Genomic DNA, 26,042 nt, shown 5'->3' on the forward strand with positions numbered 1-26,042 from the left:
GAACGCACTATGAACTTTGCTGTTGCTATTGTATCATTCTATTCCAATCATTGCAAATACAAAGATGAAACCCGCATAATCGGGAAACAACTATTGAGATCGGGCACTTCCGTTGCCGCAAATTTCCGAGCAGTTACACGAGGACGATCTTCTGCTGAAAGCTATGCCAAACTGTGTATTGTCATTGAAGAGACTGACGAAACACTTTTCTGGTTGGAATTGTTAAAAAAGGCAGCACTTATTGATGTTTCACAAATTGAACAATTAATAACGGAAGTCACCGAGCTTCTTAAAATATTTTCTACCACCCGAAAAAACTGGAAACGTTAAAACTCTCATTACTCATTCTCGTTACTCGTCACTAACTTCTAATTCATGATCGAACGCACCATATTACTCAATGAAACTGTTGACCCTGTAGTCTTTTCCGGGGTTAACAACGCCAATATCGCCTTAATTAAAAACCTTTTCCCAAAGCTGAAAATAGTAGCTCGTGGAAATGTATTGCGTGCATTGGGCGATGAAGAGATTATGGTCGCATTCGACGAATCTGTACAAAAGCTACAGAATTATTGTGCCGAATATAACCTTCTCAATGAAGAAGTGATTATCGACATTATTAAAGGAAATTCCCCTACCGAGATAAAACAGGACAATCTTATTATCCACGGTATCAACGGGAAAACCATTACCGCGCGCACAGAAAACCAAAAAAAGCTCGTCAAGGAATTCGAAAAAAATGACCTCTTATTCGCCATAGGCCCTGCCGGTTCAGGAAAGACGTATACCGCCATCGCCCTTGCCGTTCGTTCTCTGAAAAACAAGGAGATTAAGAAGATCATTTTGAGTCGCCCTGCCGTCGAAGCTGGCGAAAAACTGGGCTTTCTTCCCGGTGATATGAAGGAAAAGATAGATCCGTATCTGCAACCACTCTACGATGCTTTACAGGATATGATTCCGGGAGCCAAACTGAAGGAATTCATGGAAAACGGAACTATTCAGATTGCACCTTTGGCTTTTATGCGTGGACGAACCCTTAATGATGCAGTGGTGATACTGGATGAGGCCCAAAACACATCCACGATGCAAATCAAGATGTTCCTTACCCGCATGGGCATCAACAGCAAGGTAATTATCACAGGAGATATAACACAGATAGACCTTCCTCCCTCTCAAAAATCAGGTTTGATCGAATCGCTGGAAGTATTGCGGAACGTGAAGGGAATTGCGAAAGTAGAATTCTCTGTTAAAGACATCGTTCGACACAAACTGGTTCGTCAGATCGTAGAAGCTTACGATAAGCATGCAAAGAAGAAAAAAGCTCTGGATAAAAAAAGGGTCAACGAAATAGTTGCAAACCAATCATTGACTACTAAGAATTAAGCGTTAACAATTACATCACGCTTCTACTCGTTTCACAGAGCTCATTCCCTTTATCTTCAAGAGCTTCATACACAGATTATTGACCTGTTCCGTACCATATACATACAGGTGCAGACGCCCATAGAATATCCCGTCTTTTGTTTCGATATTAATACTCTGAATATTAATTGAATATTCATCGGTAACAACACGGGAAATCTCGCGAAGCATCCCAATACGGTCAATACCATTCATTTCAACTGTTACCGCGAAAGATAGTTCTTTGTGCATTGCCCATTCTGCCGTAACAATCCTTTCTCCGTGACTGGCTTTAAGTTTCAGGGCTTCGGGGCACTGGCGTTTGTGAACAATTACCACCTCATCTTCATCCACATAACCAAACACGTCATCGCCCGGAATCGGCTGACAACAAGGTGCAATACGGAAAGATTTGCCCGATTTTTCATCGGTCAGACGGAACGTTTTTTTACGATCCACCTTATGGGCTGATACAGCAATCTCCTCTTCATCTTTGCCCTTTTTATTTTCCGAGCTACCAAACTGAAGCGTCACAAACTTCTTAAGAAGGTTCGGTTGTCTGGGCTTGAATATTTTTTTGGAAATATCTGCCAGATCAATATAATTTTTTCCTGCCTGACGGTACAATTCCTTTTTGTCTGCCAATTTGTAGTACTCCACCAAACGCTGAATAGTGTCTGGTGTAGGTGCCAGACTCACCTTTTTCAGTTCTTCTTCAATGTTTTTCTGCCCGGTTTGCGAAACAGACGTAAGCTCTTTTTTCAGGGCATTTTCTAATTTGGTTTTGGCACGTGCCGTAACCACAAAACGCAACCATTCGGCCTGCGGCTTTTGCATTTTAGCTGTCAGAATCTCCACTTGGTCGCCACTGGCAAGGACATGACTCAAAGGTACTAACTTATGATTCACCTTTGCGCCGATACACTTGAATCCTAAATCAGAGTGAAGCAGAAATGCAAAATCAAGAGCTGTAGCTCCCTGAGGAATAGTTTTAATTTCACCCTTCGGAGTAAATACAAATATTTCGGAAGCAAAGAGATTCAACTTCACGTTATCCATGAAATCTACCGCACTTGGTGTCGGATTTTTGAGCTCTTCCTTCAACTCTTTCAGCCATTTGTCGAGTTCGGTTTCATCGTCGCGTTGTTCCCCTGTCTTATATTTCCAGTGAGCGGCAAGACCCTTTTCTGCCACCTCGTTCATGTGCGTACTGCGGATCTGAACTTCAATCCAGCGCCCGTGAGGCCCCATAACCGTGACATGCAAAGCCGAATACCCATTTGCCTTAGGTGTGCTCACCCAATCGCGGATACGTTCGGGATGCGGACGATATATCTGTGTGATAGCAGAATAGATAATCCAACACTGTTCCTGCTCCGTCATTTCCGGTTTAGGTTCAAACACGATACGAAGAGCCAAAAGGTCATATACTTCCTCAAACGGAATACTCTTTGTTTGCATTTTGTGCCAGACAGAATAAACCGTTTTTACCCGTTCCTTCAATTCGGCAGTAAAACCCAGAGCTTTCAATTTGGCTTCTATCGGAGTTTTGAATTCGCTATAAATCTGTTCGTGTTCAGCGGATTCGGCTTCTATTTGAGCCGTAATTTCAGCAAATGTTTCGGGGTGTTCGTATTTGAAACTGAGATTTTCGAGTTCGCTTTTTATGGAGAAGAGTCCAAGGCGGTTGGCAAGAGGAGCGTAGATGTAGAGCGTTTCGCCGGCTATTTTATACTGCTTTGCCGGAGGCATGGAACCAAGGGTTCGCATATTGTGAAGGCGGTCGGCAATTTTAATCAGAATTACACGAATATCTTCGGACATGGTAAGCAGTAGCTTTCTGAAATTTTCTGCCTGCTCCGAAACCCGTTCGGCAAATACCCCACCCGAGATTTTCGTCAGCCCGTCAACGATGATGGCTATTCGCTTATTAAATTGAGTCTCGATATCCTCGACTGTATAATCGGTATCTTCAACCACATCATGTAAAAGAGCCGCACAAATGGATGTCGATCCAAGCCCAATTTCCTGCGCAACGATTTTTGCCACTGCAATAGGGTGCATAATGTAAGGCTCGCCCGATCGACGCCGAATGCCCCGGTGAGCCTCGTTGGCAAACTCAAAGGCTTTCTGAATAATTTCAACCTTTTGTCGGTGTGGCGAATGGGTATAAACATTCAGCACTTCATCAAAAGCCTGCTGAATCATTACCTGTTCATCCTGCATCTGTTTTATCGGATCAATAATCATGGTAGTGACGAATGTTTGTCGTTAATCTTAGGCCTGAGGCACAAATTGACCTTTTTTCCGTTTCAGCTCGAAATCGCGCCCGAGGTACTTTTCACGCACAATAGGATTCCCAGCCAGTTCTTCAGCTGTGCCCTGAAACAGGATCTTCCCTTCGAACAACAAATAGGCACGGTCGGTAATAGAAAGCGTTTCGTCTACGTTATGGTCGGTAATCAGAATCCCGATATTCATATCCTTCAGATGCCAGACAATATCCTGAATATCCTGAACGGCAATAGGGTCAACACCGGCAAACGGCTCATCGAGCATGATAAACTTCGGTTCGATTGCAAGACACCGGGCAATTTCTGTACGACGACGTTCTCCCCCGGAAAGACGGTTGCCAATATTTTTGCGGACATGACCAAGACTAAATTCCTTGATCAGCGTTTCAAGCTTTTCGGCCTGCTTTTCTTTTGAAAAATCGGTCATTTCAAGCACCGCACGAATGTTGTCTTCGACCGACATCTGCCGAAATACGGATGCTTCCTGAGCCAGATAGCCGATACCAGCCTGTGCGCGTTTATATACCGGAAACTTGGTAATTTCCTGTTCGTTTAAGAATATTTTCCCCTCATTGGGAGTTATAAGTCCGGTGGTCATATAGAAAGTAGTTGTCTTACCGGCACCATTCGGACCAAGCAAACCTACAATTTCACCCTGCTTCAAATCAATAGATACGTGATCAACCACCGTTCTCTTGCCATAACGTTTGACAAGGTTTTCGGTACGCAATTCCATTGCACTGTTTTGCGACATAATATAAGAGATTTAACCACAAAAATAGCAAATCTTCCCAAAAATCGGGCATTTTACACCAAAGGAATTTGTTAATAATAACAAGTAACTGATGATGAGGAGAGAAAGAAGATAAGAGGTGGTGAGATGGAGATACGGCGAGAAAGTGAGTTGGTGAGCGCCAAGCCATAAAAGTTACACATTCAACGCCAAACTAAAACTCAGCAGACACTCTAAAGTTAAGTAACCTGCGTGTGAGGTAGTTGGGAATGGCGTATTGACGATTATAGATATCGGACAACCACATATATGAATTTACGTTGCTAATATCCAAAAGATTAAACACATCCAAATTGAGCCAAACGGATTTCATGTGCGAAAAGACTCCGTTTTGTGGGCGGTGTGTTTTGTCTATCAATGCATAAGATGCGCCAATATCAACTCTGCGATAGTCAGGAGTACGAAAAGCCATCACATACGGATTATGCGATGCCGCAACCGGCAAACCGTCGGACCAAATAAGTTTCAGGTTCACTTTCAGGCGCTGATTGTTGGGCAGATAATCCTGAAAAAACATGGTTACGCTATACCGTTGCTCATTAGGCCGCGAAATATAACCCGTGTAAACAGGATTGCCGGCACCATCCGTTCCTTTCTGAATATTCTGTTTTGACTGCATCAGAGAGAGACCGATCCAGGAATCAGAGCCGGGAACAAATTCGCCAAACAATTTCATATCCAATCCGGCCGAATATGCCTTAGCGCAATTCCCGCCAAAGTAAGTTATCTTCACATTGTCAACCACATAAGGAATCACGTTTGTTGCAGGCTTATAATAGGCTTCCGCGGTAAACTTAAAAGGACGATTCCATTTGATGAAGTGATAATCTGCCCCCAAAACAAAATGAAGGGACCGTTGTGCTTTGATCTGATTATTAAGACTGGCAACCACATTGCCTCCTACCACAGCCGTATCGCGCAACTCCTTGTAGAACGGGGTCTGATAGTAGACTCCGGTAGCAAACCGAAATGAAAGGTTACTCGACCGGGGGAAGAATGCCACCGTAAGTCGGGGACTAAAAAGCAACTGTTTGTTATACGACCAGTTATTTATCCGAAAGCCTCCCGTAAACGACCATAATCCCTTGTCTGAACGTAATTTATAGGTATCCTGCAAATATCCGCTTGACCGGTAAGATTCCAGTTGCAGATCAGCGGTCAGGTTGTTGTAAACTTTCAGCGTGGAAGTGTATGGCAACGAGTAGCCTGCGGAATCGCGATACTCCCACTCCTTCATCTTATTGGTAACGCATTCTCTTTGAATCCCCAGCCCCCACTCAAGCAAATGGTTGCCGGCTCGCAACTCTCCTGCATGGCTGCCCCCAACCACTGACGCATCCAGTGTGTTGCGCGCATGTTGAAGATACGACCCGATGCCAACCGTTGTCGAAGGCTCCCCTTTTCCCTTTCCCGTCATGGCCAGTTCATAGAGCCAGTATTGCCCGGCAATATCATACGTTTCTTCTTCGTTGGTATTAAAAGCCGAGACCGAAAATCTGAGCTTCAGATTCTTCGTTGGCTTATAAGTCAGTGTCAGCGCTCCGGTTTGAGTTTTGAAAACATCTTCTTCCTGTCCGTCAAAATAGACTTTCAGTTGCAGCGGCATTTGGAGTGTTCCGAAAGAAGTTTCCTGCTCTTGTGGAGTAAAACGGTAGTTGTTTTGCGAAATATTTCCAAGAAAGCTAAGCTCAAGGTGAGGATTGAAATTATATGTCAAATAAGTTTGGTAGTCAAAAAAGGAGGGATCGTACTGGCCTTTGGTATCGAGAGAGCCCAAAAGAAAAGAATTACTCTTGTAGCGCAAGCCGTGCATCTGACTGAACTTCGAAGAGGCCGTGCCCACGTATGCCGAAGCGCCCTGTAATCCGGCAGAGATAGCCCCCTCGAAAGCAGAGGGTTGTTTGTAGGTAATATCCAGCACCGACGACATTTTATCCCCCAGTTTGGATGAGAATCCACCGGCGGAGAAAGAGACGTTTTGGACCATATCCGGATTAATAAAGCTCAGCCCTTCCTGCTGTCCCGCACGGATCAACAACGGACGATACACCTCAATACCATTTACGTATACACTGTTTTCGTCGTAGCTTCCACCCCTGACAGAATACTGAGAACTCAGCTCGTTGGTGGAATGCACCCCTGGCAAGGTACTAATCAATGACTCAATGCTACCGCCACTTGCATCGGGCAGCATCCGCCAATGAGAAACATCTATCAGTTCGGAAGTCGTGGTTTGCAAACGGGGAGCATTGACTTCCACCGCCGACAATTCACGGGTATCCGTTTCCAGCGTAATATTGAGCTGAGCCAGTTTGAAATCGGGAAGCATCTTTTTCACAAATGGCTTGTATCCAACGCAGGAAACAAACAACTCCACCGAATCCTTAGCGTTCAGGAGCAGCTCATAAAAGCCGTTTTTATTGGTCGTAGTCCCAATTGCCATGCCTTTTACCGATACCGTTGCCAGTTCAATCGGCCGCTTTTCTTTGTCGTTCACATAACCAAACAACCTTGGTTTGTGTTGGGCATAAAAAGCCGTTGACACACACAAAAGCAATATCAGCAAAAAGGGTTTCTTCACAAACAGAAGTTTTATATGTTTGATCGGCAAAATCAGAGTTCCAACCTGCCTGAACCGTTCATTTTTCCAAAACAAAGTTAATATATTAACGTGAAGTTCAAAAGTCTATTGTTTACGGTGCGTTAAGGCCTCTACTTTTATGTTTATCCACATAATGACCGAACGGCCTTTTTACGCCAAAGGCGTAACCCAACAATAACGTCGGGATTTATCCCGATGTAAACCTAATCAATTTCCTCCCTGCACCGCGTAGCGGTATCCCGTTTGCAGGAAAACGCTTACAGCGTTATGTAAAATGCGACTTTCATTCCCGCCGGGATAAATCCCGACGTTATTATTGGAACAACACCTACGGTGTTGAGCGATCACTTTGCGGATAACCATTTTCTTTCATAACATTCTAAATATTTACACTTTACACAAATACAATTCCACTATCTCCACTCGCTATTAGTGATATTATAATAATTTAATTGGTGATACTATTGTAATTTATTCAATTTGTATATATCTTTGCACCGTCAACAAAAAACAAATTCGTTCAATTATGTTAGAAACACTAAAGAAACTGTTCGGAATTTCACCGAAAGCCGATTTCAAAGAGCTTGTCAATCAGGGCGCCATCATCCTTGACGTTCGTTCAAAAGGAGAGTTTGCATCCGGTCATATTCAGGGATCCATCAACATTCCTGTCGACCAGTTATCCGGAAACCTCAATAAATTCAAAGATAAAAACCGGACTATCATCACCTGTTGCGCTTCCGGAATGCGGAGTGCTTCGGCAAAAGGCATACTACTCTCCCGTGGATACACCAGTGTCCACAATGGCGGCAGCTGGTACAGTCTGAACAGAAAAATAAAATCATAATCACATGGAACAAATTGTCATTATCGGCGGAGTGGCGGCCGGAGCTACCGCAGCTGCCAAAGTTCGACGGATTTCGTCGGACGCAAACATCACAATGATCGAGTCCGGACCGGACATCTCCTTTGCCAATTGCGGACTTCCCTATTATATCGGCGGAGACATTAAAAGCCGCTCCAAACTTATTCTTCAAAGCCCGGAAAGCTTCAACGAACAATACGGCGTGGATGTTCGCATCAACACAGCCGTCACTGCCATCAACTGCAAGGAGCATACTATCACCACAAAAAGCTTCGCAACAGGAGAATCGTGTGAGGTTCCTTACACCAAACTGATACTTGCTCAGGGCGGACGTCCCATCAAACCAACGCTTCTCGGTGCTGACCTCAGCCATGTGTTCACACTTTGGACACTCAACAACATGGACAGCATTTACCGCCATTTGCAGGAACAAAAACCGAAAAATGCGGTGGTTGTCGGAGGAGGATTTATCGGCCTCGAAATGGTGGAAGCGCTTACCAAGCAAGGACTGAACGTGAATGTGGTAGAGATGATGCCACACGTTATGTCCATCATGGAGGCAGAAACCGCGGGATTTATCGAAAACGAGATGTTGTCGCACGGAGTAGGAATTCATACCGGCACTGCCGTTTCTGAAATTACTCCCGATTCGGTAAAACTTTCAAATGGCAAGATCTTGGACGCGGACATTGTTCTTCTCTCTATCGGCGTATCACCCACTCTTCAACTGGCAAAAGAAGCCGACCTTTCTATCGGTGAAGCCGGCGGTTTGTTGGTTAACGAATACCTGCAAACAAACGATCCCGATATATTTGCAGCCGGCGACATGGTCGAAATAGAACACCGTGTAAACGGAAAGAAAGTACGCATTCCTCTTGCAGGGCCGGCCAATCGTCAGGGACGCATTGCAGCCGAAAATGCTTTGGGAGGAAAACATCCGTACAAAGGTGCACTGGGGACTTCCGTCGTGCGTGTTTTTGAGGCGGTTGCCGGAACTACCGGTTTATCACTCAAACAGGCACGCGCGCAGGGATTTGACGCCGACGCCGTGGTTGTTCACAAAGAACACCATACCAGTTATATGCCCGGCGCCGAAACCGTCAGCGTAATGCTGGTATTCGATAAGAAAACAGGCATCGTTTTGGGAGGACAAACGGCCGGATACAAAGGAGCCGACAAACGGTTGGACGTGATTGCCACCGCTGCTGCCGCCAAACTGACGGTTAGCGACCTGTCGGACATTGACTTTGCCTATTCTCCGCCCATCGGCACTGCCAACGATGCCATGAACATGGCGGCTTTCACGGCCGAAAACAAACTGTCGGGCTTTAGTCCTTCCGTCACCGCTTCCGATCTGGATGCTTTTGTGGAAGGCAAAAAGCCACTCTTCATTGATGTACGCGACATTTTTGCTTTTGAGAAAAGCCACGTTGAAGGTGCTAAGCATATTCCCCTCGAACTGTTGTTGCAACAATTACCGTCTGTTTCGTCCGATCAGCTTATCATTGTGTACGATGAAACAGGCAAAAAGGGACATCAGGCTCTCCGTACGCTGAAAGGTGCCGGATTCAGCAACGTCGTCAACATTTCGGGAGGACACACCTCACTGCAACGGCATGCCCGCGCGGTAGGATTCAAAAACATCGCTATCGACCTGTTGCCCATAGAAAAGAAAACGGTAGAAAAGCAGGAAGAAAAGAGTGTTGAAACAACCGCAGCGAAGCCAACCGAGACCGACTCCACCCTGATTGTGGATGTGCGGACGGTGGAAGAATTCCGCACCGGTGCTTATCCGGGCGCAGTCAACATTCCGTTGGACGAAGTGATGACCCGCAGTGGTGAGTTTGGCGACAAATCCGACCGCGAAATAATTGTCTATTGTGCTTCGGGAGGCCGTTCGGCTTACGCGCAACAAATACTGATGCAACTCGGTTACACCAACGTCACCAACGGTGGCGGACTGTCAACCATGATGGCGCGCCGTCCGGTGCAGCAAAAGCCCTCTTCCAACCCGCAAAACCTGCCATTGATAGTGGATGTACGCACACCGCAGGAATTTGCCGGTGGTGCCTATCCGGGAGCCGTCAATATTCAGCTGGACGAACTGCCTGCCAGAGTGGACGAACTGGGCGACAAAGCGAGAGACATCACGCTCTATTGCGCTTCGGGAGCCCGTTCGGCCTACGCACAACGCATATTAATGCAGATGGGCTTCACCAACGTAAAAAACGGTGGCGGAATTATGCAGATGATGATGCAGCGATAAAACCGAGCGACAACGTTCGCTCACCGGATGAATTGAAACACTCCGGTAACCAACTACACAGCCTCAACAGATGACATGTAATCATCTGCTGAGGCTTTTTGTTTTTGCAAAAAGAATTATTTTACTAAATTTCATTTTATTTATTTGCTATATTTGTGGCGCAAAAGGGATTATTCTTAATGGCGTAAACATGACAGATGAGTGAAACAATGGGCAAACTTGAATGATTAGAGGATGTATATATACACATATAACGACCAAAGGCTTTGAGTAGGAAAAAACTGAGGACAGATTGGTAAGATAAATGAACAGCTATAGCCGAAATATGTTCACCACAGGTGTACATACACAGATGTTAGGCGTAAGGCTAAAAAGACAGCGCCACATTGATAATCTGATAGATAATTGAAAAATATACGAACATAAAAAGAGCATTGAATGAAGGTCGGTGCAAGAAAAAATTAGTTTTTGCCATCGCGCTTCTGCCCTTCGGGACAGTTTGGGAAGCCAACGCACATTGCACACATTTGCAAATCGCACAGGCTAACACACAAACCGAAATTTGCAAAAGAGTGCAATTTTAGCCAACACTTACAACAAATAAAAAATTTCGTTAATTATGGAAAATCCAAGAATACGTTCAATAAGCGATTTGTTAAAAGAGAACTTCTATGTTCCCCGCTATCAAAGGGGATATCGTTGGGGTAAACAAGAGATTACTGAATTGTTAGATGACATATTGCAATACTATAAGGCAACAAAAGATAGAAAGAACAAAGTCAGTAAATTTTATTGCCTTCAACCAGTTGTGGTAAAAAGCAAAACATGGATAGATTCAAATGGAGATACATTGAATGGATGGGAATTAATTGATGGTCAGCAACGACTAACCTCCATTTTATTAATTCTCAACTATCTTGAAGATGTAAGAGAACTTCTTGAAAGAGGTGTGGATATATATTCCATTGACTTTGAAACCAGAGAAAACTGCAAAACATTTTTTGAAAACAAAAGCTATAAAAGTGCGATTGATGAATCAAATGTAGACTTCTATCATATTTCGAAAGCCTATCATTATATAACAAAATGGTTTGAAAAAGAGAAGAATAAAGTAGGCATTGTAGAAACCTTATTAAATACTGACTACAATGTCTCAATCATTTGGTATGAGGCATTAGAAGGGCAAGAAAACGCAGATAACGATAGCTCCATTGATTTATTTACTCGCCTGAACGAAGGAAAAATTCCGCTGACAGATGCAGAATTGATAAAAGCACTATTATTACAGGCAGACCTTTATCCTTCAATCGAAGAAAGGTATGTAAAACAAAGGCTTTTTGAAATTGCTTCGGAATGGGATGCCATAGAAGCAACTTTACAAGATGAGAAAATGTGGTTATTTCTAAACAACACTGATTATAACCCGTCCTCAAAAATAGATTTGATATTTAAACTCTTATCGGATAAGTGGAACAAACCAGATGTTAATAATGATGAAAGGTTAGTGAAATATGAAGCTAAAGATGGTAAACCTAAACATTTCGAATTTCTGGTTTTCGATAAATATCTTGCAAAAAAGAGGGAGCAATATAATCTCAGTGCCAAACCCGACAAAGATATTCTTGACCCAATAAATGAGGTCTGGAAAGAGATTAAAGATGTATTTAGTAGATTTTACGATTGGTATGATAATCATACACTGTTCCACTATTTGGGATTCTTACTTGCATTTGAGCAGGATAAAGAGAAATTAATCAAAGAACTATTCGACTTAAAACTAAACAAGGATGATTTTGAGTTGCATTTAAAAAAACGTATTGCAAAAGCAATAAAGATTACGAGCAAATGGAGTGAATCGGGTATCGTTAAAGAACTTCATGAAATATCTTACGGCGAAGAAGATTCTGAAATTAGAAAAATACTGACATTTTTCAATATCGAGACTTTAATTAAGCATAAAAAAGAAAATGCTAGATTTCCTTTTCATTTATTTAAAATCGAAAAGATTACGAGCATTGAGCATATCCACCCACAAAACCCTGAAAGTATTGATACTTCCGAAGAGAGAGCTATTACATGGCTTACATCGCACAAAACATCGCTAGTCTATTTTACGCTCAATGGGCATCCTCAAAAGCAGGAAATTAAGGAACAAATTGGGAAAATTGAAGACCTGTTAAGCAATTACGATAAAGAAAGTTTTAAAAGCATCTATTCTGAAACGATTGAGTTATATAGTAAGCTAATTGATTTTAAGGAGAATGAGCTGCATACCTTATACAACCTTGCTTTGGTAGATAAAGACACAAACAGCATGTTAAACAATTCCTTTTTTGATGTGAAGAGAGAATTGCTAAAAACCAATAAACTTGGCAAATATATACCTATTTGCACTCAACGAGCCTTCTCTAAATATTATTCCGAAAATCCGAAAGAAATGATTTTTTGGAACAGTGATGACAGGCATGCTTATTACGAGAGCATTGAGAAGGTTTACAATTCATATATTCACCTATTGAACTAATTCGCAAATGGCAACCAGTAACATATCATTTTGGCAACTTCTTGAAGAAAACAAAATAAGTATCCCAATAATTCAAAGAGATTATGCTCAAGGCAGAAAGGAAGAATCAGAAAAAAGGGAAAGGTTTCTTGAATCAATTTTAAAGCACATATCAAAGCAGGAAAAACTGCATTTGGATTTTGTTTATGGTCGTGTTAAAAACAATGTTTTTTATCCAATTGATGGACAGCAACGTTTAACCACTCTCTTTCTTATCCACTGGTATTTTGCTATTAAAGAGAATATTGATACCGACAAAAAATCGAAACTGATACGCTTTGTTTACGACACCCGCATCAGTTCCCGAGAGTTCTGCAAATCAATTGTTGAAGAAGAAATCAAGATACCAACCGAATCGGGTGACAACCAGTTTGTAAATTACATAAAGAAGCGGTACTGGTTCCGTTCTTCATGGTACAGCGACCCAACCATCAACGCAATGCTTATAATGATACAGGCCATTCATGATAAGTTCAGCATCCTTAACGGAACAACCGTTTTTCAGCAACTTACTGAAAAAAATAACATTACTTTTGAGGTATTAGACTTAGGTACAAAAGAATTTGAACTTACAGATGAGTTGTATATTAAAATGAATGCCAGAGGTAAACAGCTTACCTCTTTTGAAAATTTCAAAGCCAATTTTATACAGCTAATTGATAAATACTTTAAAAACGCAAAACTTAAACATCCTATTAAAGGAGAAATTTCATACTCTGGATATTTCTCTTATAAAATTGAGAAGGAATGGACTGACCTGTTTTGGGCTTTTAGAGACGAAGAAACCATTATTGATAGCAAATTCTTTTCATATTTTGAATTTGTTGCACAGATGTGTTACTTCAAGAAATATAAAGATGCTAAAGCCGATAGTTTTAATAATAGTTTCTCGCAATATGAGGACATCTTTCAAGATGAGAAAAACTTATTGTTCTTGTTTAACTCCTTGGATAAGCTTTATAATCTGTCGCTGAATAATTCGACCGTTGAAAAACAAAAAATCGATTCATTTTTTCAAGAGTTACATTGCCGAACTCAACTTTTCTGGAACTCTGTAGATAATACAAACTTGTTTGAACGGACAATTACCAATGTCAAAAATGAAGACCCTAGAAATAAAATAATACTTTTTACGGTACTTAGTTATTATATAAAGTTTGATACTACAGAATTTGAAAACGAATTGCAGAAGGTTGTAAGGGTAATCAGAAACTTATTGCAAGCCACTAGACAAAGGAATGAGACGAAATACAATACAAATATTCGTATCAATAATTTTGGAAGCTATTGGATACTTTTGGAGCAATTTCTTTCAGGTAACATTGACCAATCCTTGACTGGTAAATCTATAAATAACAAAGGCACTCAAATTAGTGATGCAAGCTTATATAATGAAATTGAAAAGGCTTCAATACTTAATAATGGCGATTCCAATATTAGCACTGCCCTTATTAGCCTTGAAGAATTTGAATATTTTGGAGGATTAATACATTTATTAAAACCCAAAGAATTGCATCAAAATTATCCTGATTACATCCAATACTTTAAAGAGATATTTGATAACAACATCCCTAGCTCATTAAAAACAAGAGCATTAATTGCATCTGATTTTAAAGGTATTTTTACAAAAGATTGCAGAATGGGTGGAATGCGCTATTTTGGTAAAAATGGCAACTGGACAACCGTTTTAACAAGTGAAAAAGAAGATGTTTCGGATAGTGTTATTGAGTTTGTAAATACATACTCTCAATATACAGGCACACCTGAATCAAGACTTCAAAAAATTATAAACAATTGGCTACAAAAGAATCCTGATGACCGCACATGGAAATACTATTTCATAAAGTACCCAGAATTTACATCTAAACTTAATTATTACGTTTGTAATACATTATTTGAATCAAGAATATTAGGCACGGAGGGGACAAATCCGCTTGTAGCTTATCATATAAGTCCATATGTTTTGACAGTATGCGAGATAATAAATAATAAAACTATTTGTAATGCAAATGACTGTTATTTGCAATACTCAGGACACTCTCCTCTAATTCTTAAGAATGGTATAACTTTGACTTGTAATCAGCAAGGTTGGCAAATAAATGACGACAAAAAACTACTTTCAGAAAGTATTCGTAAAAAGTATCAATTAGATGATAGCAATATTCTAAGAGAAATTGACAATAGAGATAGAATAGTATTAGCAATTGATTTTATAAAAGATGTTTTTGGATAAAATTAAAGGAATGATTCAACCCTCGTTCGGCGTAGTGTGTAAAGCAGATTGAGGTTCGGCGTATGGCTCCAGCCTACGTCGAACTTACAAGCAAAGCTCTTGCCTTGCAACCTCAAAAGCAGGAGCTTTTGTTCTAACGAAGACGTAGTCGCAGACTACGCCCAACAATCGGAAATGAAGATCAGCCTACAGAAAATAAGGCAAAAGTCTGGAAATAAAACGGCTTATCAATTCAAAATTCAAGCCCTCCTGATTCTGCTTCCGTAATCTGCTTAATCTTCAAATCTGCTATAATCATAGCTTAGACAATTTCGACGGGACAAAAAAAGACAAGAGGCCGTTACTTTCATAACGACCTCTTAGTTTTTTTGCTTGAAATTATCTTTTAGAAGCTTCCAGCATCTCTCCCAGCCGAATCAGCAGGTTGGGTTTCTTCTTGCGGATATATTCCGTTTCAGCGCTATTCATCGCTTCCGGCCAGGATTGCTTATACTTAACCATACGGTAAATCACGCCCCAGTCGGGCAAGCCACCTATATTTCTATCGTCGATAAAAATGTCCGCTTTCAGCTTTCTGGAAATCAATTCATCGGAATATGGAGTTCCCGGATGGTCGCTGTTTACTGCGTAGAATTCAAGTCCCCGTTGGCGACAAAACTCCAGAGCTTCTTCGAGCAATTCACCTTCTCTTACTGTCCATAAAATCAACTGGTGAAACTCCTCTTTCTGCAAGCGTTTAAGCACATCAAAGGCAAAGGGTATTTCACGTCCGATTCTCGGATATTCGTGCTCTACAATTGTTCCGTCAAAGTCAACCGCTATAACCATATTGTAAGATATCTATCGATTATTGATCATTCGTTTCATCCTCGTCCTCACCTTCTTCTGTCTCAACCAGCAGTCCAAGATCCGATTCGATGTTGCTTTTGTTGGGACGGCAAAACAACAGAATAATGGCAGCAATTGCCGTACACATGAAGAACGATTTATCGGAGAATAAGAAAAACAACAGAATGTTAAGAACAATATTGAAATCGACCACAAACAGGCGTAATGCAATCATCTGCTTATAAGTCCGCTCTTTCTCTGCATCCGGCTTTGCTTTTAAGCGTTCCACCAATCGGTGAAACCACCATAAAATGCCCGGCAACGTACCCAACAAAAGGATAAACGCCAGCGATTGCAATGCGATACCTGATTCTGAGCTTTTATCAAAATGTACAAAGCGGGCGGCAAAGTACCCGCCAATCACGGCTACCACTGCCAGTAAAAAACTCAGGTAATATCCGCGTTGCGAAAATCGAAGTACTCTTTCTGTCATTTTAGTTCAATGTTGAACGTTTAGTGTTTAATTGCTTGTCAAGTATCAGCCTTAAAAAAAAGGAACCATCTTTGTGAACTTAGTGATAGCCTTTGTGTACTTCGTGGTAAAAAACCTGAGTTTAACCGCAAAGAACGCTAAGAATTTCGCAAAGAACACAAAGAAGATGTGTGACATTTAGCATTCACTCACCTCATTACTCGTTACTCATTACTCATTAACTGTTTACAGCGCGCCTTTGGTACTTGGCAGATCGCTGCTGAAAATATCGCGGCGAATAGCCATACGGATGGCACGAGCCAATGCTTTGAAGATGCCTTCAATCTTATGATGCTCGTTTTCACCTTCAGCCTTAATATTGAGATTCATCTTGGCAGCATCACTGAACGATTTGAAGAAGTGCAGGAACATTTCGGTAGGCATTTCACCCACTTTCTCACGTTTGAATTCGGCATCCCAAACCAGCCAGGGACGTCCGCCGAAGTCTAGCGCCACCTGACACAGACAATCGTCCATTGGCAGGCAAAAGCCGTAGCGTTCGATGCCCCGTTTGTCGCCCAGCGCCTTTGCAAAAGCCTCGCCCAAAGCAAGAGCCGTATCTTCTATCGTGTGGTGTTCGTCCACTTCGAGGTCACCTTTCACTTTAACAGTAAGGTCGCAACCCGAATGTTTGCCAATCTGAGATAACATGTGATCGAAGAAGCCCAGTCCGGTTGCTATATCGCATTTGCCCGAACCATCGAGATCCAGTTTCACGTAAATATCGGTTTCGCTGGTTTTGCGAACCACTTCCGCAATTCGTGGAGTTCCCAGTAGGAAGTCGGCAACCTTGTCCCAATCGGATGAAATCAGTGCACAATATTCTTCCAGTTGCTTATCCTTCAACAGAACAGCCACTTCGTCGTAATTGCGCATGAAAATAGCCTTACAACCGATATTCTTTGCCAACTGCACATCCGTCAGGCGGTCGCCGATAACATACGAATTTTCAATATCGGCACTGCCGTCCATATAACCGGTCAGTAGGCCTGTACGTGGTTTACGGTTGGGTGAGTTATCTTCGGGAAACGATGTATCAATATGAATATCTTCAAAAAGAATCCCTTCGTTTTCAAACGCCTTCAACATTTTACCCTGAACAGCATCAAAAGCCTCCTCGGGATAATCTTCCGTACCCAAACCGTCCTGATTGGTTACCATTACCAAACGAAAATCGCTTTTGGTGGCAATCTTGTAGAGGTTACGGAATACTTTGGGATAAAACTCAAGCAATTCGAGAGAATCTATCTGAAACGTAACGGGGGGTTCGATAATCAGGGTACCGTCCCGGTCAATGAAGAGTACTGGTCTCATTTTATAGCAGCAATTTACAACCGACAACCAATCAACCGGTTGCGATATTTAAAATTAGGTTTTATAATCAAAATGTATAAGGAAACACATTTAATATTTTGAGAAGGGGCTTCCGCCCCTGTTACCCCGACATCCTTTTTGTCTTGAAACAAAAAGGATGCAAAAAGTTCAAGACTACGCCCGCTTCGCTCAAAAAACCGGCGTTCGTGAGCGGGAGTCGCCCAAACTTGTTTCCTCCTTAGGTCGGAAACTTCAAACAAGGGCAACTCTGTCCGCTCTCTCGCTTGTTTTTTGGCTCTTCGGACGAGGTCACCCCAATCTACCATAGGATGGTAAGATTTATTACAACCCTTTTCTTACATGCGTAAGCCTTATTAGGCCATATTGGTTTGTGCAAAGGTACAAAATTTGTCGTACATTTGCGGTTAAATTCATTACAGCTATGATCGAACTGCTACTCCGCTATTTCCCTCATCTCACCGAAACCCAACAACAACAATTCGCTCAATTACAAGCTCTTTACGCCGAATGGAACAGTAAAATCAATGTTATTTCGCGCAAAGACATCGACAATTTGTACGAACGCCACGTGCTTCATTCGCTGGCGATCGCAAAAATCATCTCGTTCCGGCCGGGCACAACCGTTATGGATATTGGCACCGGAGGCGGATTTCCGGGTGTTCCACTGGCCATTCTTTTCCCCGAAGTTCAATTCCATCTGATCGATTCTATCGGCAAGAAAATCAAGGTTGCCACCGAAGTTTCAACTGCCATCGGACTGAAGAACATCACCTTTCGCCATTGTCGCGGACAGGAAGAAAAAACAAAATTCGATTTTGTGGTAAGTCGTGCCGTGATGCCGCTTGGCGATCTGGTAAAAATCGTCCGTAAAAACATTTCACCAAAACAGGGAAACGCACTCCCAAACGGGCTTATCTGTCTGAAAGGCGGCGAACTGGAACATGAGATTCTTCCATTTAAACAAGATGTTACCGTATACGACCTGAGCGATTATTTCACGGAAGAGTTTTTCGAAACAAAAAAAGGTGTATACCTGCCATTGCACAATTAGAAAGCGAGGTGGTGAGCATGAGAGATAGTGAGATAGTGAGATGGCGAGGTGAAAAGCCAAATTCAATCGTACATCGTAAATTCTAAAATCGTAAATATAAATATATGCTTTCTTCATTAAAAGACCGCGTTTCCGTACGCAAATATACAGAGCAGGCTATCCCGGCCGAATTACTGAACGAACTTCTTGAGACTGCCTGTCGCGCTGCCAATACCGGCAACATGCAAACCTACAGCATTATAGTTACGCAGGATCAATCCGTAAAAGAAGCATTGTCACCTTGCCATTTCAATCAACCGTCTATAAAACAGGCTCCGGTGGTAGTTACGTTCTGCGCCGACTTCAACCGTTTCAACAAATGGTGCGAACAGCGCCACGCGGTGCCAGGATACGATAATTTCTTATCATTCACCTCCGCTATGATCGATGCTACGATTGTAGCCGAACATTTTTGCGTGGCTGCCGAAAGCGAAGGTTTAGGAACCTGCTATTTCGGAACAACCACTTATAACGCACACAAAATCATCGACGTGCTGAAACTCCCGAAATTCGTTGTTCCCATCGTGACTCTGACCGTCGGTTATCCGGCCGAAACTCCGAATCCGGTTGATCGTCTCCCTCTGGAAGGCGTTGTACACTTCGAAACCTATCAGGATTATTCCGCCGAAGATATCGACCAAATCTATGCCTACAAGGAGAGTTTGCCTGAAAACAAACAATTCATTGCTGAAAACAACAAAGAAACACTTGCTCAGGTATTTACCGATGTGCGTTACACCAAAAATGCCAATGAAACTTTCTCAGGATTCTTTTTGGATGTTCTGAAGAAACAAGGATATTTACCGGAATAATAAATCTTAGTTTCCCGGCATTCTCCAGAGCACGTAAAATAAAATAAACCAACGAATTACCAATGCTTAAAAAGATCATCCTTTCATCCCTGATTATCTTTACATTCAGCAGTCTTGAAGCTCAAAAGCTCAACTACTTTGTTGAGGCCAGCCATTTTCTGGACAACAGGGAATACTCCGGCAACAGCGATAAATATGCCATTTCGCAAACCATGCTCGGTGCACGACTGAATGGAATGCTGGGTGCAAAAATCGATTCCACTCAGGGATTTATGGCCGGCATCAATTATCTCTACGAATATGGAGACAAAATAGATGGCAACACGCCCACTATCAACCTGTTTTACCACTATCAAAAAGATGGTTTGACCGGATTGCTGGGATCGTTTCCCCGCAGAGGTTTGCTGGATTATCCGCTGGCGTTGCTTTCCGACACGCTCGACAACTACCGCCCGAACATCCAGGGAGCTTACGTTGAAACAAAAGGCTCATGGGGCTACGAGAATTTTTGGTGCGACTGGACAGGCCGTCAGCGTTCTAATGTCAGAGAGTCGTTTTTGGCCGGCTTTTCAGGGCGAATCAAACTATCGCAGACGCTATTCTTCGACCACTATTTTTATATGTATCACAAAGCTCTTTACGCAGGCCACCTTGAAGACGACCACATCCGCGACAACGGAGCTTTTGCCTTGCTTTTAGGAGCCGATTTTACGCGCTATACAAACCTCCGGGAATTGTCGTTCAAAGCAGGAGCTTTGGGTTGCTACGACAGGGATCGGCCCGACCCCAAGCTACATTTCTGGGCCGGAGGCTTTGTGCAGGCTCACATTTATGCAAACAAAATCGGAGTGGATGCGTCATACTATCGTGGCGGAAAGCTGAAAGTAGCCAATGGCGACGGTTTGTATCAGTCGGGCAACTACGGGAGAGTTGATTTCGCATATATTCCCGTCGAAAACAAATATGTAAGCTCAAGAGCCGCTATTTGTTTCCATATGGTGAATGGAGCACTATTAAACTCTCAACAATTAAGCTTAATCCTGGAATTAGGAGCATTTTGTAAGACATATCACAATAAAATGTCAAAATGAAATCAAAATGAAATCATTTTTGATTTAAATATGATATTTTGATAGCATAATGCACATTGAAAGTCATTTTGATAGCTAAATCAATATTTTAACATTATATTGACACATATTAACCATTAAAATTTGCACTATGATTCAACTGCTCTTAACTTTGCAGTGTGATTTTTTCATAGTATTAGATTTTAAGGTTAACAAGGATTGGGTAGTCGTGAGACTGCCCATTTTTTAATGCTTTGTGAAAAGCCCGAATACCTTAAAATAAAATGACAAAAGACAGAATATAAGACAAAAAAACAGGAGCCGGACAACCGACTCCTGTTTCGTTTTATATCAGGTGTTTAACTTTCGCAAGCATAGTGGTTCTGCTTGTACTAAGTGGTTGAAATATTTATATTTATTTATTAAACAGCTATTTATGGCCATAATTTATTTTGCATAAATTCATTTGTTATTTGCCTGCGGCAGGCCTTACTTTTTGGCGCAAAAAGTAAGCAAAAACATAGACGGAAAGAACTCGTTCGCTCGGCCATGAAATTGTTTCTCATTACCAAACGTCAGTAGCTGGCCTACTCACTCAAACAGCTTTCCGTCGGTTTGGTTTTCTTTGTTTATCCCTTCGGGTCTGGCTATCCTATAGGTTATAAAAATAATCCGGTTCGGTTTTATGCATCTTACTCATGCAGATTGGAGTGGCCTTTTCCGGTGAGCCAACCAACGGTCAGCGTAAGTTAAAAACGAGTCTGGCAAAATCAATACGGATACGTCATGTTGTGAGGCTTTTTTTGACATTGACAACCAATAATATGATAAGTAAAGCCCAACATTAACGAGGTATAATTATCGCTGAAATGACGGGTGACTACATCATCCATCCTGTCGGAAACAAAATTGGTAGCCAAATCGAGACTGATTGCAAACCGGCGCGACACAAAGAAACTTACCTGCACACCGGCTCTTGCTATCGGAGAAATAACCATATCGGATGTATAATCAACGTACTTAATTTTGGGACGATAAGCAGCACCCGATCCCACAAACACCTGAAACTCAAAATTTCGATTCGGATCGTAATCAGCAATCAAACGGGTAACGTTTAACATCATATCAGCCGTTAGCGTTGCCGCCCAGGCATGATAATGCTCCACCCCGTCGGGCGACCATTTGTATTTTATTCCCCCGAGCTGCCCCCGTGCCGACAAAAGTTTATTTATGTCATACCCCACTCCTACCGTCGAAATAACATTTAGGTTATTGCCCATGGTAAAATTAGTCCCTTTTGCTCCCGGCATGTTATTTTCTGACAAAAAAGCATTAAGACCACCATAAAGACACACATACCAGTTAGGGAATGAAAGTTGCCTGGCAAACTGGGCACGTGCGCTAACACCAGCCATTACAAGCACAAGGGTCACTATTAATATTCTCTTCATGACGATCTAATTTTGAACCTTTTTGGGGTAAAACACAATTGACTTCTTTCAAGAAACGATTTCTGCAAAAGGTTTATTATATCCGTGATGTTATCTTTCCATAAATCCCGCGACATACTCCATTACGGCCTCTTCGTCATCCGGATTAAACCAGCGTATCGACTTATCGCGATTAAACCAGGACAACTGCTTTTTGGCATACCGCCGCGAATCCTGACGTATCATATCTACCGCAAACTCCTTTGTCCAGACCCCGTCAAAATAATTGAACAACTCCTTGTAACCTACAGTTTGTAAGGCATTCAGATCTTTCCATGGATACAGAGAACGCGCCTCTGCCTCAAGCCCCTCGGCCATCATTTCATCTACACGCGCATTGATGCGCGCATACAACTCTTCACGAGGCCGGTTTAGTCCAATCTTGACAATTTCGAACGATCGCTGCTTGGCTGTGTTCGTCCGCATCGAAGAATAGGGTTTATTGCAGGTAACACACACCTCCAACGCATGTAGCATACGCTGTGCGTTCATCAAATCCACCTGATTGTAATAGTCAGGATCAAGCAATTTGAGACGCATCCGAATACCTTCCAGACCTTCTGCATCGTACAATTTCCGGATTTCAGCCCTTACTTCGGGAAATATAGTGGGCAAATCATCTATTCCGTTACACACCGCGTCAATATAAAGCATAGAGCCACCTACCATCAGAGCATACGGATGTTCCACAAAAAGATTATCAAGCAGTTTAATGACATCCAGCTCAAACTTTCCCGCATTGTATTGCTCATGAATAGAGTGAGTGCCTACAAAATAATGTTCAGCCTGTTGCAGTTGTTCCTGAGTAGGAGCCGCAGTTCCAATCTTCATCTCGCGGTAAAACTGTCGTGAGTCGCAAGAGATTACCGGACTCTGCAACCGTTCCGCAATCCTCAGACTCAAAGCGGTTTTACCCACTCCGGTAGGACCCAATAAGACAAATAAAACGGGAGATTTTTTATCGGTATTTTGCATAAGCTGACTGTTTGGCTGAATATTCGAAACAAAATTAATCGTTTTTTTCTACCCCTCATAAAAATACTCCAAATACTAAAATAAGTTAATCTTAAAATCAGCATTAAACGAAACCAAACACCTTTCGTCTGATTAACTGTAGACGAGTTACTCCAAAAGTTTATCGGCAGTCTTAGAGAGAGTTGTTCTGTCGATAAACTTTTAATTCAACATTATTTACCAAACGCGATGAAGCAAACAGGCTGTTGGCCACAAATAACTCTCTAAAGGGCAATTATCAACAACATGCGAGTTTCATCTGACATTAACAAAAAACTATTTACTGATGAAAACAAGAAAAATCGTTATGCTGACTATGCTTTTCACGGTATTAAGCATGGTAGTTGCGTTAGCTCAGGGCCAACGCGGTGGTAATGCCTCTCCCGAAGAGAGAGCAACTCGAATGACAGACAGGTTAAAAACCTCTCTAAAATTAACTGACGAACAAGTAGCAAAAGTACATGCCGTCTATCTCCAAATGTCAAAAGACATGGCAGCAGCAAGAGAAAGTGGTGAAGATATGCGCACCAGCATGCAAACCATTATGGCAAAACAAGATGCTGAATTGCAAAAAATATTGACCCCTGAACAGTACAAAATATATCAGGATGGCAGAAAGCAACAAATGCAAACCAGGTTCAATGGTTCGGGAGGTGGAAATCCTTCCAATTAAGTAGGTGTTATTTAAGGTGAAAGGTCGTTTCGTTGGTTCCGAAACGGCCTTTTTTATTTTCCGAAAATAAGATTATCTTCCGCACAATACACACTTTGCCGTAAAAACAGGAAAACAATAACACCAAAACAGGATTTCTGATATAATATTTGCAAAAAATAATTTTTAGCTTTGTAGACAGAAACATTGTAACGATTCACACTTCTTTCCTCAATTTTTCGTTATGCAACCAGTAGTATTAATCAGCGGAGCATCGTCGGGCATTGGTATGGAGACGGCTCATTTGCTGGCCGAAAACGGCTATACAGTGTACGGTGCAGCCCGAAGGGTAGAACGAATGGATGCCCTGAAGCCATACGGCGTGAAAACCATCGGCATGGACGTGGTAGATGACAAATCGATGACGGCGGCCATCAAACACATTCTGGACAACGAAGGCCGGCTTGATATTCTGATTAACAATGCCGGCTTTGGCTTTTACGGCGCCGTTGAAGACGTTTCTTTAGAGGATGCCCGCTACCAGATGGAGGTCAACGTATTGGGTGCCGCACGCCTTGCACAATTGGTTTTGCCGGGAATGCGTGACCGGCGATACGGAAAAATCATCAACATTTCGTCTATCGCGGGAAAAGTCGCCACACCTTTCGGCGGATGGTATCATGCCAGTAAATTTGCTCTGGAAGGACTTAGCGACAGTCTCCGAAACGAGGTTAAACCCTTTGGCATCGATGTCATATTGATTGAACCGGGCGGAATTAAAACCGAATGGGGACCCATCGCTTTCGATAACCTTGAAAAAAGCTCTGAAAAGTCGGTTTACAAAGTAGCCGTAACAAAATTTGCTACTGCATTCAGAAAAACGATGGACAAACATTCAGATCCTGATGTAATTGCCAAACTCATTTTAAAAGCCATAGAAGCCGAACGACCCAAAGCAAGATATAGTGCCGGTTATATGGCAAAACCCACGCTTTTGATGAGAAAATTACTTTGCGACAAAATGCTCGACTCTCTCTTTCTGCAAATGCTAAAATAAACAGACAGACGATGCCCAGTTTTCCCATTTATCAGGTTGACGCCTTTGCCGAAGAAATATTTCGTGGCAACCCTGCCGCCGTTTGCTTTTTACCCGAATGGCCGGAAGATACAATTCTACAATCAATTGCGGCTGAAAATAATCTCGCCGAAACGGCTTTCCTGGTTTTATCTGCCGACACTTATACCATCCGGTGGTTTACCCCGGCTATTGAAGTCGATCTGTGTGGACATGCCACGCTGGCCTCTGCTTTTGTACTGATGGAATTGCTCCATCACCCCGGCAACGAGGTGGTATTTCAATCTCCCCGTAGCGGCGAACTTAGAGTCACAAAAGAAGAAGAGATGCTGTACCTCGACTTTCCGACCGACACAATTACCGAATGTGATTACACAAAACAAATAGAAGCAGCAACCGGAATACTCCCGCAAAAGACATGGAAAGGAAAGACTGACATCATTGCTCTGTTTGAATCTGAGGAACAAATCCGCGCCATGCGTCCCGTTCTGTCTGAAATAGCGCAGCTGCCGTGTCGCGGAGTTATCATGACGGCGCCAGGAAATCAGGTCGATTTCGTTTCACGCTTCTTTGCCCCTCAATCAGGCATCGACGAAGATCCGGTAACCGGGTCTGCTCATACGTCACTGATTCCGATTTGGAGAGAAAAACTCAACAAAGACAGAATGACAGCCATGCAACTCTCCACAAGAGGAGGCAAATTGCACTGTGAATATGCTGGCGAGCGTTGTAAAATAGGAGGAACAGCCCGATTGTATCTCCAAGGAAAAATCTTTATCGAATAAGAGCCGACATGAAATTTTTAGCCACCGAACAAGAGATAGCCCGAGCTGACTGGACAAACAAGCAATCGGTTCTTGAAGCAGAAGCACGTCTCGTCTATACCTTGTATTCCGAAGGGACAATAAGGGAAATTTACTTTACGGAAGAGCATGACGCTATTTTAATTCTGGAAACCCAATCAAAAGAAGAGTGTCTGCAAATTCTGAGTACATTTCCTTTGGTGAGGGGAAAATTGATCCGTTTCGATGTAAAAGAGCTTCTCCCATATACCGGATTTCAACGATTATTTAAAGACCATTCGACCGAAGACTGAAAAATACAAGTTCCATGTATCAGATAACCGA

At 42.4% G+C, this 26,042-nt stretch carries 21 protein-coding genes; 13 read left to right on the forward strand and 8 right to left on the reverse strand.

The features are described from left to right. The first annotated feature begins 9 nt into the window (after nucleotides 1-9). Together PJIAN_RS07295 and PJIAN_RS07300 are read left to right on the forward strand one after the other, a co-directional pair. On the forward strand, nucleotides 10-330 hold the full coding sequence (locus tag PJIAN_RS07295; RefSeq protein ID WP_236714388.1) for a four helix bundle protein: 321 nt from the start codon (nucleotides 10-12) through the stop codon (nucleotides 328-330). Nucleotides 331-375: 45 nt separating this feature from the next. Then, nucleotides 376-1,383 (forward strand): PhoH family protein, encoded by a 1,008-nt coding sequence (locus PJIAN_RS07300; RefSeq protein ID WP_068703590.1) that lies wholly within the window; start codon nucleotides 376-378, stop codon nucleotides 1,381-1,383. Between the two features lie 15 nt (nucleotides 1,384-1,398). On the opposite strand, the gene PJIAN_RS07305 is transcribed toward PJIAN_RS07300, so the two are convergent. The 3 genes from PJIAN_RS07305 to PJIAN_RS07315 form a co-directional block, all read right to left on the reverse strand. Continuing rightward, on the reverse strand, nucleotides 1,399-3,651 hold the full coding sequence (locus tag PJIAN_RS07305; RefSeq protein WP_068703592.1) for a RelA/SpoT family protein: 2,253 nt from the start codon (nucleotides 3,649-3,651) through the stop codon (nucleotides 1,399-1,401). 27 nt (nucleotides 3,652-3,678) lie between these two features. Further along, nucleotides 3,679-4,449 (reverse strand): LPS export ABC transporter ATP-binding protein, encoded by a 771-nt coding sequence (lptB, locus tag PJIAN_RS07310; RefSeq protein ID WP_068703594.1) that lies wholly within the window; start codon nucleotides 4,447-4,449, stop codon nucleotides 3,679-3,681. A gap of 193 nt (nucleotides 4,450-4,642) precedes the next feature. Beyond that, nucleotides 4,643-7,069, reverse strand: a complete 2,427-nt coding sequence (locus PJIAN_RS07315) for a TonB-dependent receptor (RefSeq protein ID WP_068704636.1) — start codon at nucleotides 7,067-7,069, stop codon at nucleotides 4,643-4,645. Nucleotides 7,070-7,616: 547 nt separating this feature from the next. On the opposite strand from PJIAN_RS07315, the gene PJIAN_RS07320 reads away from it, so the two are divergent. From PJIAN_RS07320 to PJIAN_RS07335, 4 genes are all read left to right on the forward strand, one after another. After that, entirely contained in the window at nucleotides 7,617-7,937 is a 321-nt protein-coding gene (locus PJIAN_RS07320; protein ID WP_068703596.1) for a rhodanese-like domain-containing protein, read from the forward strand. Between the two features lie 4 nt (nucleotides 7,938-7,941). Continuing rightward, nucleotides 7,942-10,221: an FAD-dependent oxidoreductase gene (locus PJIAN_RS07325; protein WP_201787350.1), complete on the forward strand. Its 2,280-nt coding sequence runs from the start codon at nucleotides 7,942-7,944 to the stop codon at nucleotides 10,219-10,221. A 619-nt stretch (nucleotides 10,222-10,840) separates the two neighbouring features. Continuing rightward, nucleotides 10,841-12,745 carry a DUF262 domain-containing protein gene (locus PJIAN_RS07330; protein WP_068703598.1) on the forward strand — a complete coding sequence of 635 codons (1,905 nt, stop codon included), beginning with the start codon at nucleotides 10,841-10,843 and terminating at the stop codon, nucleotides 12,743-12,745. 7 nt (nucleotides 12,746-12,752) lie between these two features. Further along, nucleotides 12,753-15,017 carry a DUF262 domain-containing protein gene (locus tag PJIAN_RS07335; RefSeq protein ID WP_068703600.1) on the forward strand — a complete coding sequence of 755 codons (2,265 nt, stop codon included), beginning with the start codon at nucleotides 12,753-12,755 and terminating at the stop codon, nucleotides 15,015-15,017. Between the two features lie 378 nt (nucleotides 15,018-15,395). Here the strand turns inward: PJIAN_RS07335 and PJIAN_RS07340 are convergent, their stop codons facing one another. From PJIAN_RS07340 to hisB, 3 genes are all read right to left on the reverse strand, one after another. Then, entirely contained in the window at nucleotides 15,396-15,845 is a 450-nt protein-coding gene (locus PJIAN_RS07340) for a BT0820 family HAD-type phosphatase (RefSeq protein ID WP_068703602.1), read from the reverse strand. A 19-nt stretch (nucleotides 15,846-15,864) separates the two neighbouring features. Beyond that, nucleotides 15,865-16,338, reverse strand: coding sequence for a hypothetical protein (locus tag PJIAN_RS07345; protein ID WP_068703604.1), 474 nt, complete (start codon nucleotides 16,336-16,338; stop codon nucleotides 15,865-15,867). A 225-nt stretch (nucleotides 16,339-16,563) separates the two neighbouring features. Then, nucleotides 16,564-17,691 carry a bifunctional histidinol-phosphatase/imidazoleglycerol-phosphate dehydratase HisB gene (gene hisB, locus PJIAN_RS07350; RefSeq protein ID WP_068703606.1) on the reverse strand — a complete coding sequence of 376 codons (1,128 nt, stop codon included), beginning with the start codon at nucleotides 17,689-17,691 and terminating at the stop codon, nucleotides 16,564-16,566. A 445-nt stretch (nucleotides 17,692-18,136) separates the two neighbouring features. Between hisB and rsmG the strand changes: the two genes are divergently transcribed. From rsmG to PJIAN_RS07370, 3 genes are all read left to right on the forward strand, one after another. After that, nucleotides 18,137-18,763 (forward strand): 16S rRNA (guanine(527)-N(7))-methyltransferase RsmG, encoded by a 627-nt coding sequence (rsmG, locus tag PJIAN_RS07360; protein ID WP_068704638.1) that lies wholly within the window; start codon nucleotides 18,137-18,139, stop codon nucleotides 18,761-18,763. A gap of 104 nt (nucleotides 18,764-18,867) precedes the next feature. After that, the gene (locus tag PJIAN_RS07365; RefSeq protein ID WP_068703610.1) at nucleotides 18,868-19,614 is read left to right on the forward strand and encodes an NADPH-dependent oxidoreductase; all 747 of its coding nucleotides are present in this window, start codon (nucleotides 18,868-18,870) and stop codon (nucleotides 19,612-19,614) included. A gap of 62 nt (nucleotides 19,615-19,676) precedes the next feature. Beyond that, nucleotides 19,677-20,705: a lipid A deacylase gene (locus tag PJIAN_RS07370; protein ID WP_068703612.1), complete on the forward strand. Its 1,029-nt coding sequence runs from the start codon at nucleotides 19,677-19,679 to the stop codon at nucleotides 20,703-20,705. 749 nt (nucleotides 20,706-21,454) lie between these two features. Here PJIAN_RS07370 and PJIAN_RS07375 read toward each other — a convergent pair. After that, nucleotides 21,455-22,135, reverse strand: coding sequence for a hypothetical protein (locus PJIAN_RS07375; protein WP_153802515.1), 681 nt, complete (start codon nucleotides 22,133-22,135; stop codon nucleotides 21,455-21,457). A 90-nt stretch (nucleotides 22,136-22,225) separates the two neighbouring features. Next, complete coding sequence (miaA, locus tag PJIAN_RS07380) at nucleotides 22,226-23,149, reverse strand: tRNA (adenosine(37)-N6)-dimethylallyltransferase MiaA (RefSeq protein ID WP_068703616.1); 924 nt, start codon at nucleotides 23,147-23,149, stop codon at nucleotides 22,226-22,228. Nucleotides 23,150-23,474: 325 nt separating this feature from the next. Between miaA and PJIAN_RS07385 the strand changes: the two genes are divergently transcribed. The 4 genes from PJIAN_RS07385 to PJIAN_RS07405 all read left to right on the forward strand — a co-directional run bounded on the left by PJIAN_RS07385 (nucleotide 23,475) and on the right by PJIAN_RS07405 (nucleotide 26,011). Continuing rightward, nucleotides 23,475-23,861 (forward strand): DUF4890 domain-containing protein, encoded by a 387-nt coding sequence (locus PJIAN_RS07385; RefSeq protein ID WP_068703618.1) that lies wholly within the window; start codon nucleotides 23,475-23,477, stop codon nucleotides 23,859-23,861. Between the two features lie 223 nt (nucleotides 23,862-24,084). Continuing rightward, nucleotides 24,085-24,897 (forward strand): oxidoreductase, encoded by an 813-nt coding sequence (locus tag PJIAN_RS07395; RefSeq protein WP_068703622.1) that lies wholly within the window; start codon nucleotides 24,085-24,087, stop codon nucleotides 24,895-24,897. Nucleotides 24,898-24,908: 11 nt separating this feature from the next. Beyond that, on the forward strand, nucleotides 24,909-25,700 hold the full coding sequence (locus PJIAN_RS07400; RefSeq protein ID WP_068703624.1) for a PhzF family phenazine biosynthesis protein: 792 nt from the start codon (nucleotides 24,909-24,911) through the stop codon (nucleotides 25,698-25,700). An 8-nt stretch (nucleotides 25,701-25,708) separates the two neighbouring features. Beyond that, nucleotides 25,709-26,011 (forward strand): hypothetical protein, encoded by a 303-nt coding sequence (locus tag PJIAN_RS07405; RefSeq protein ID WP_068703626.1) that lies wholly within the window; start codon nucleotides 25,709-25,711, stop codon nucleotides 26,009-26,011. The last annotated feature ends 31 nt before the right edge of the window (nucleotides 26,012-26,042 follow it).

It is taken from the genome of Paludibacter jiangxiensis (assembly GCF_001618385.1).
In the GTDB taxonomy this organism is placed as follows: domain Bacteria; phylum Bacteroidota; class Bacteroidia; order Bacteroidales; family Paludibacteraceae; genus Microbacter; species Microbacter jiangxiensis.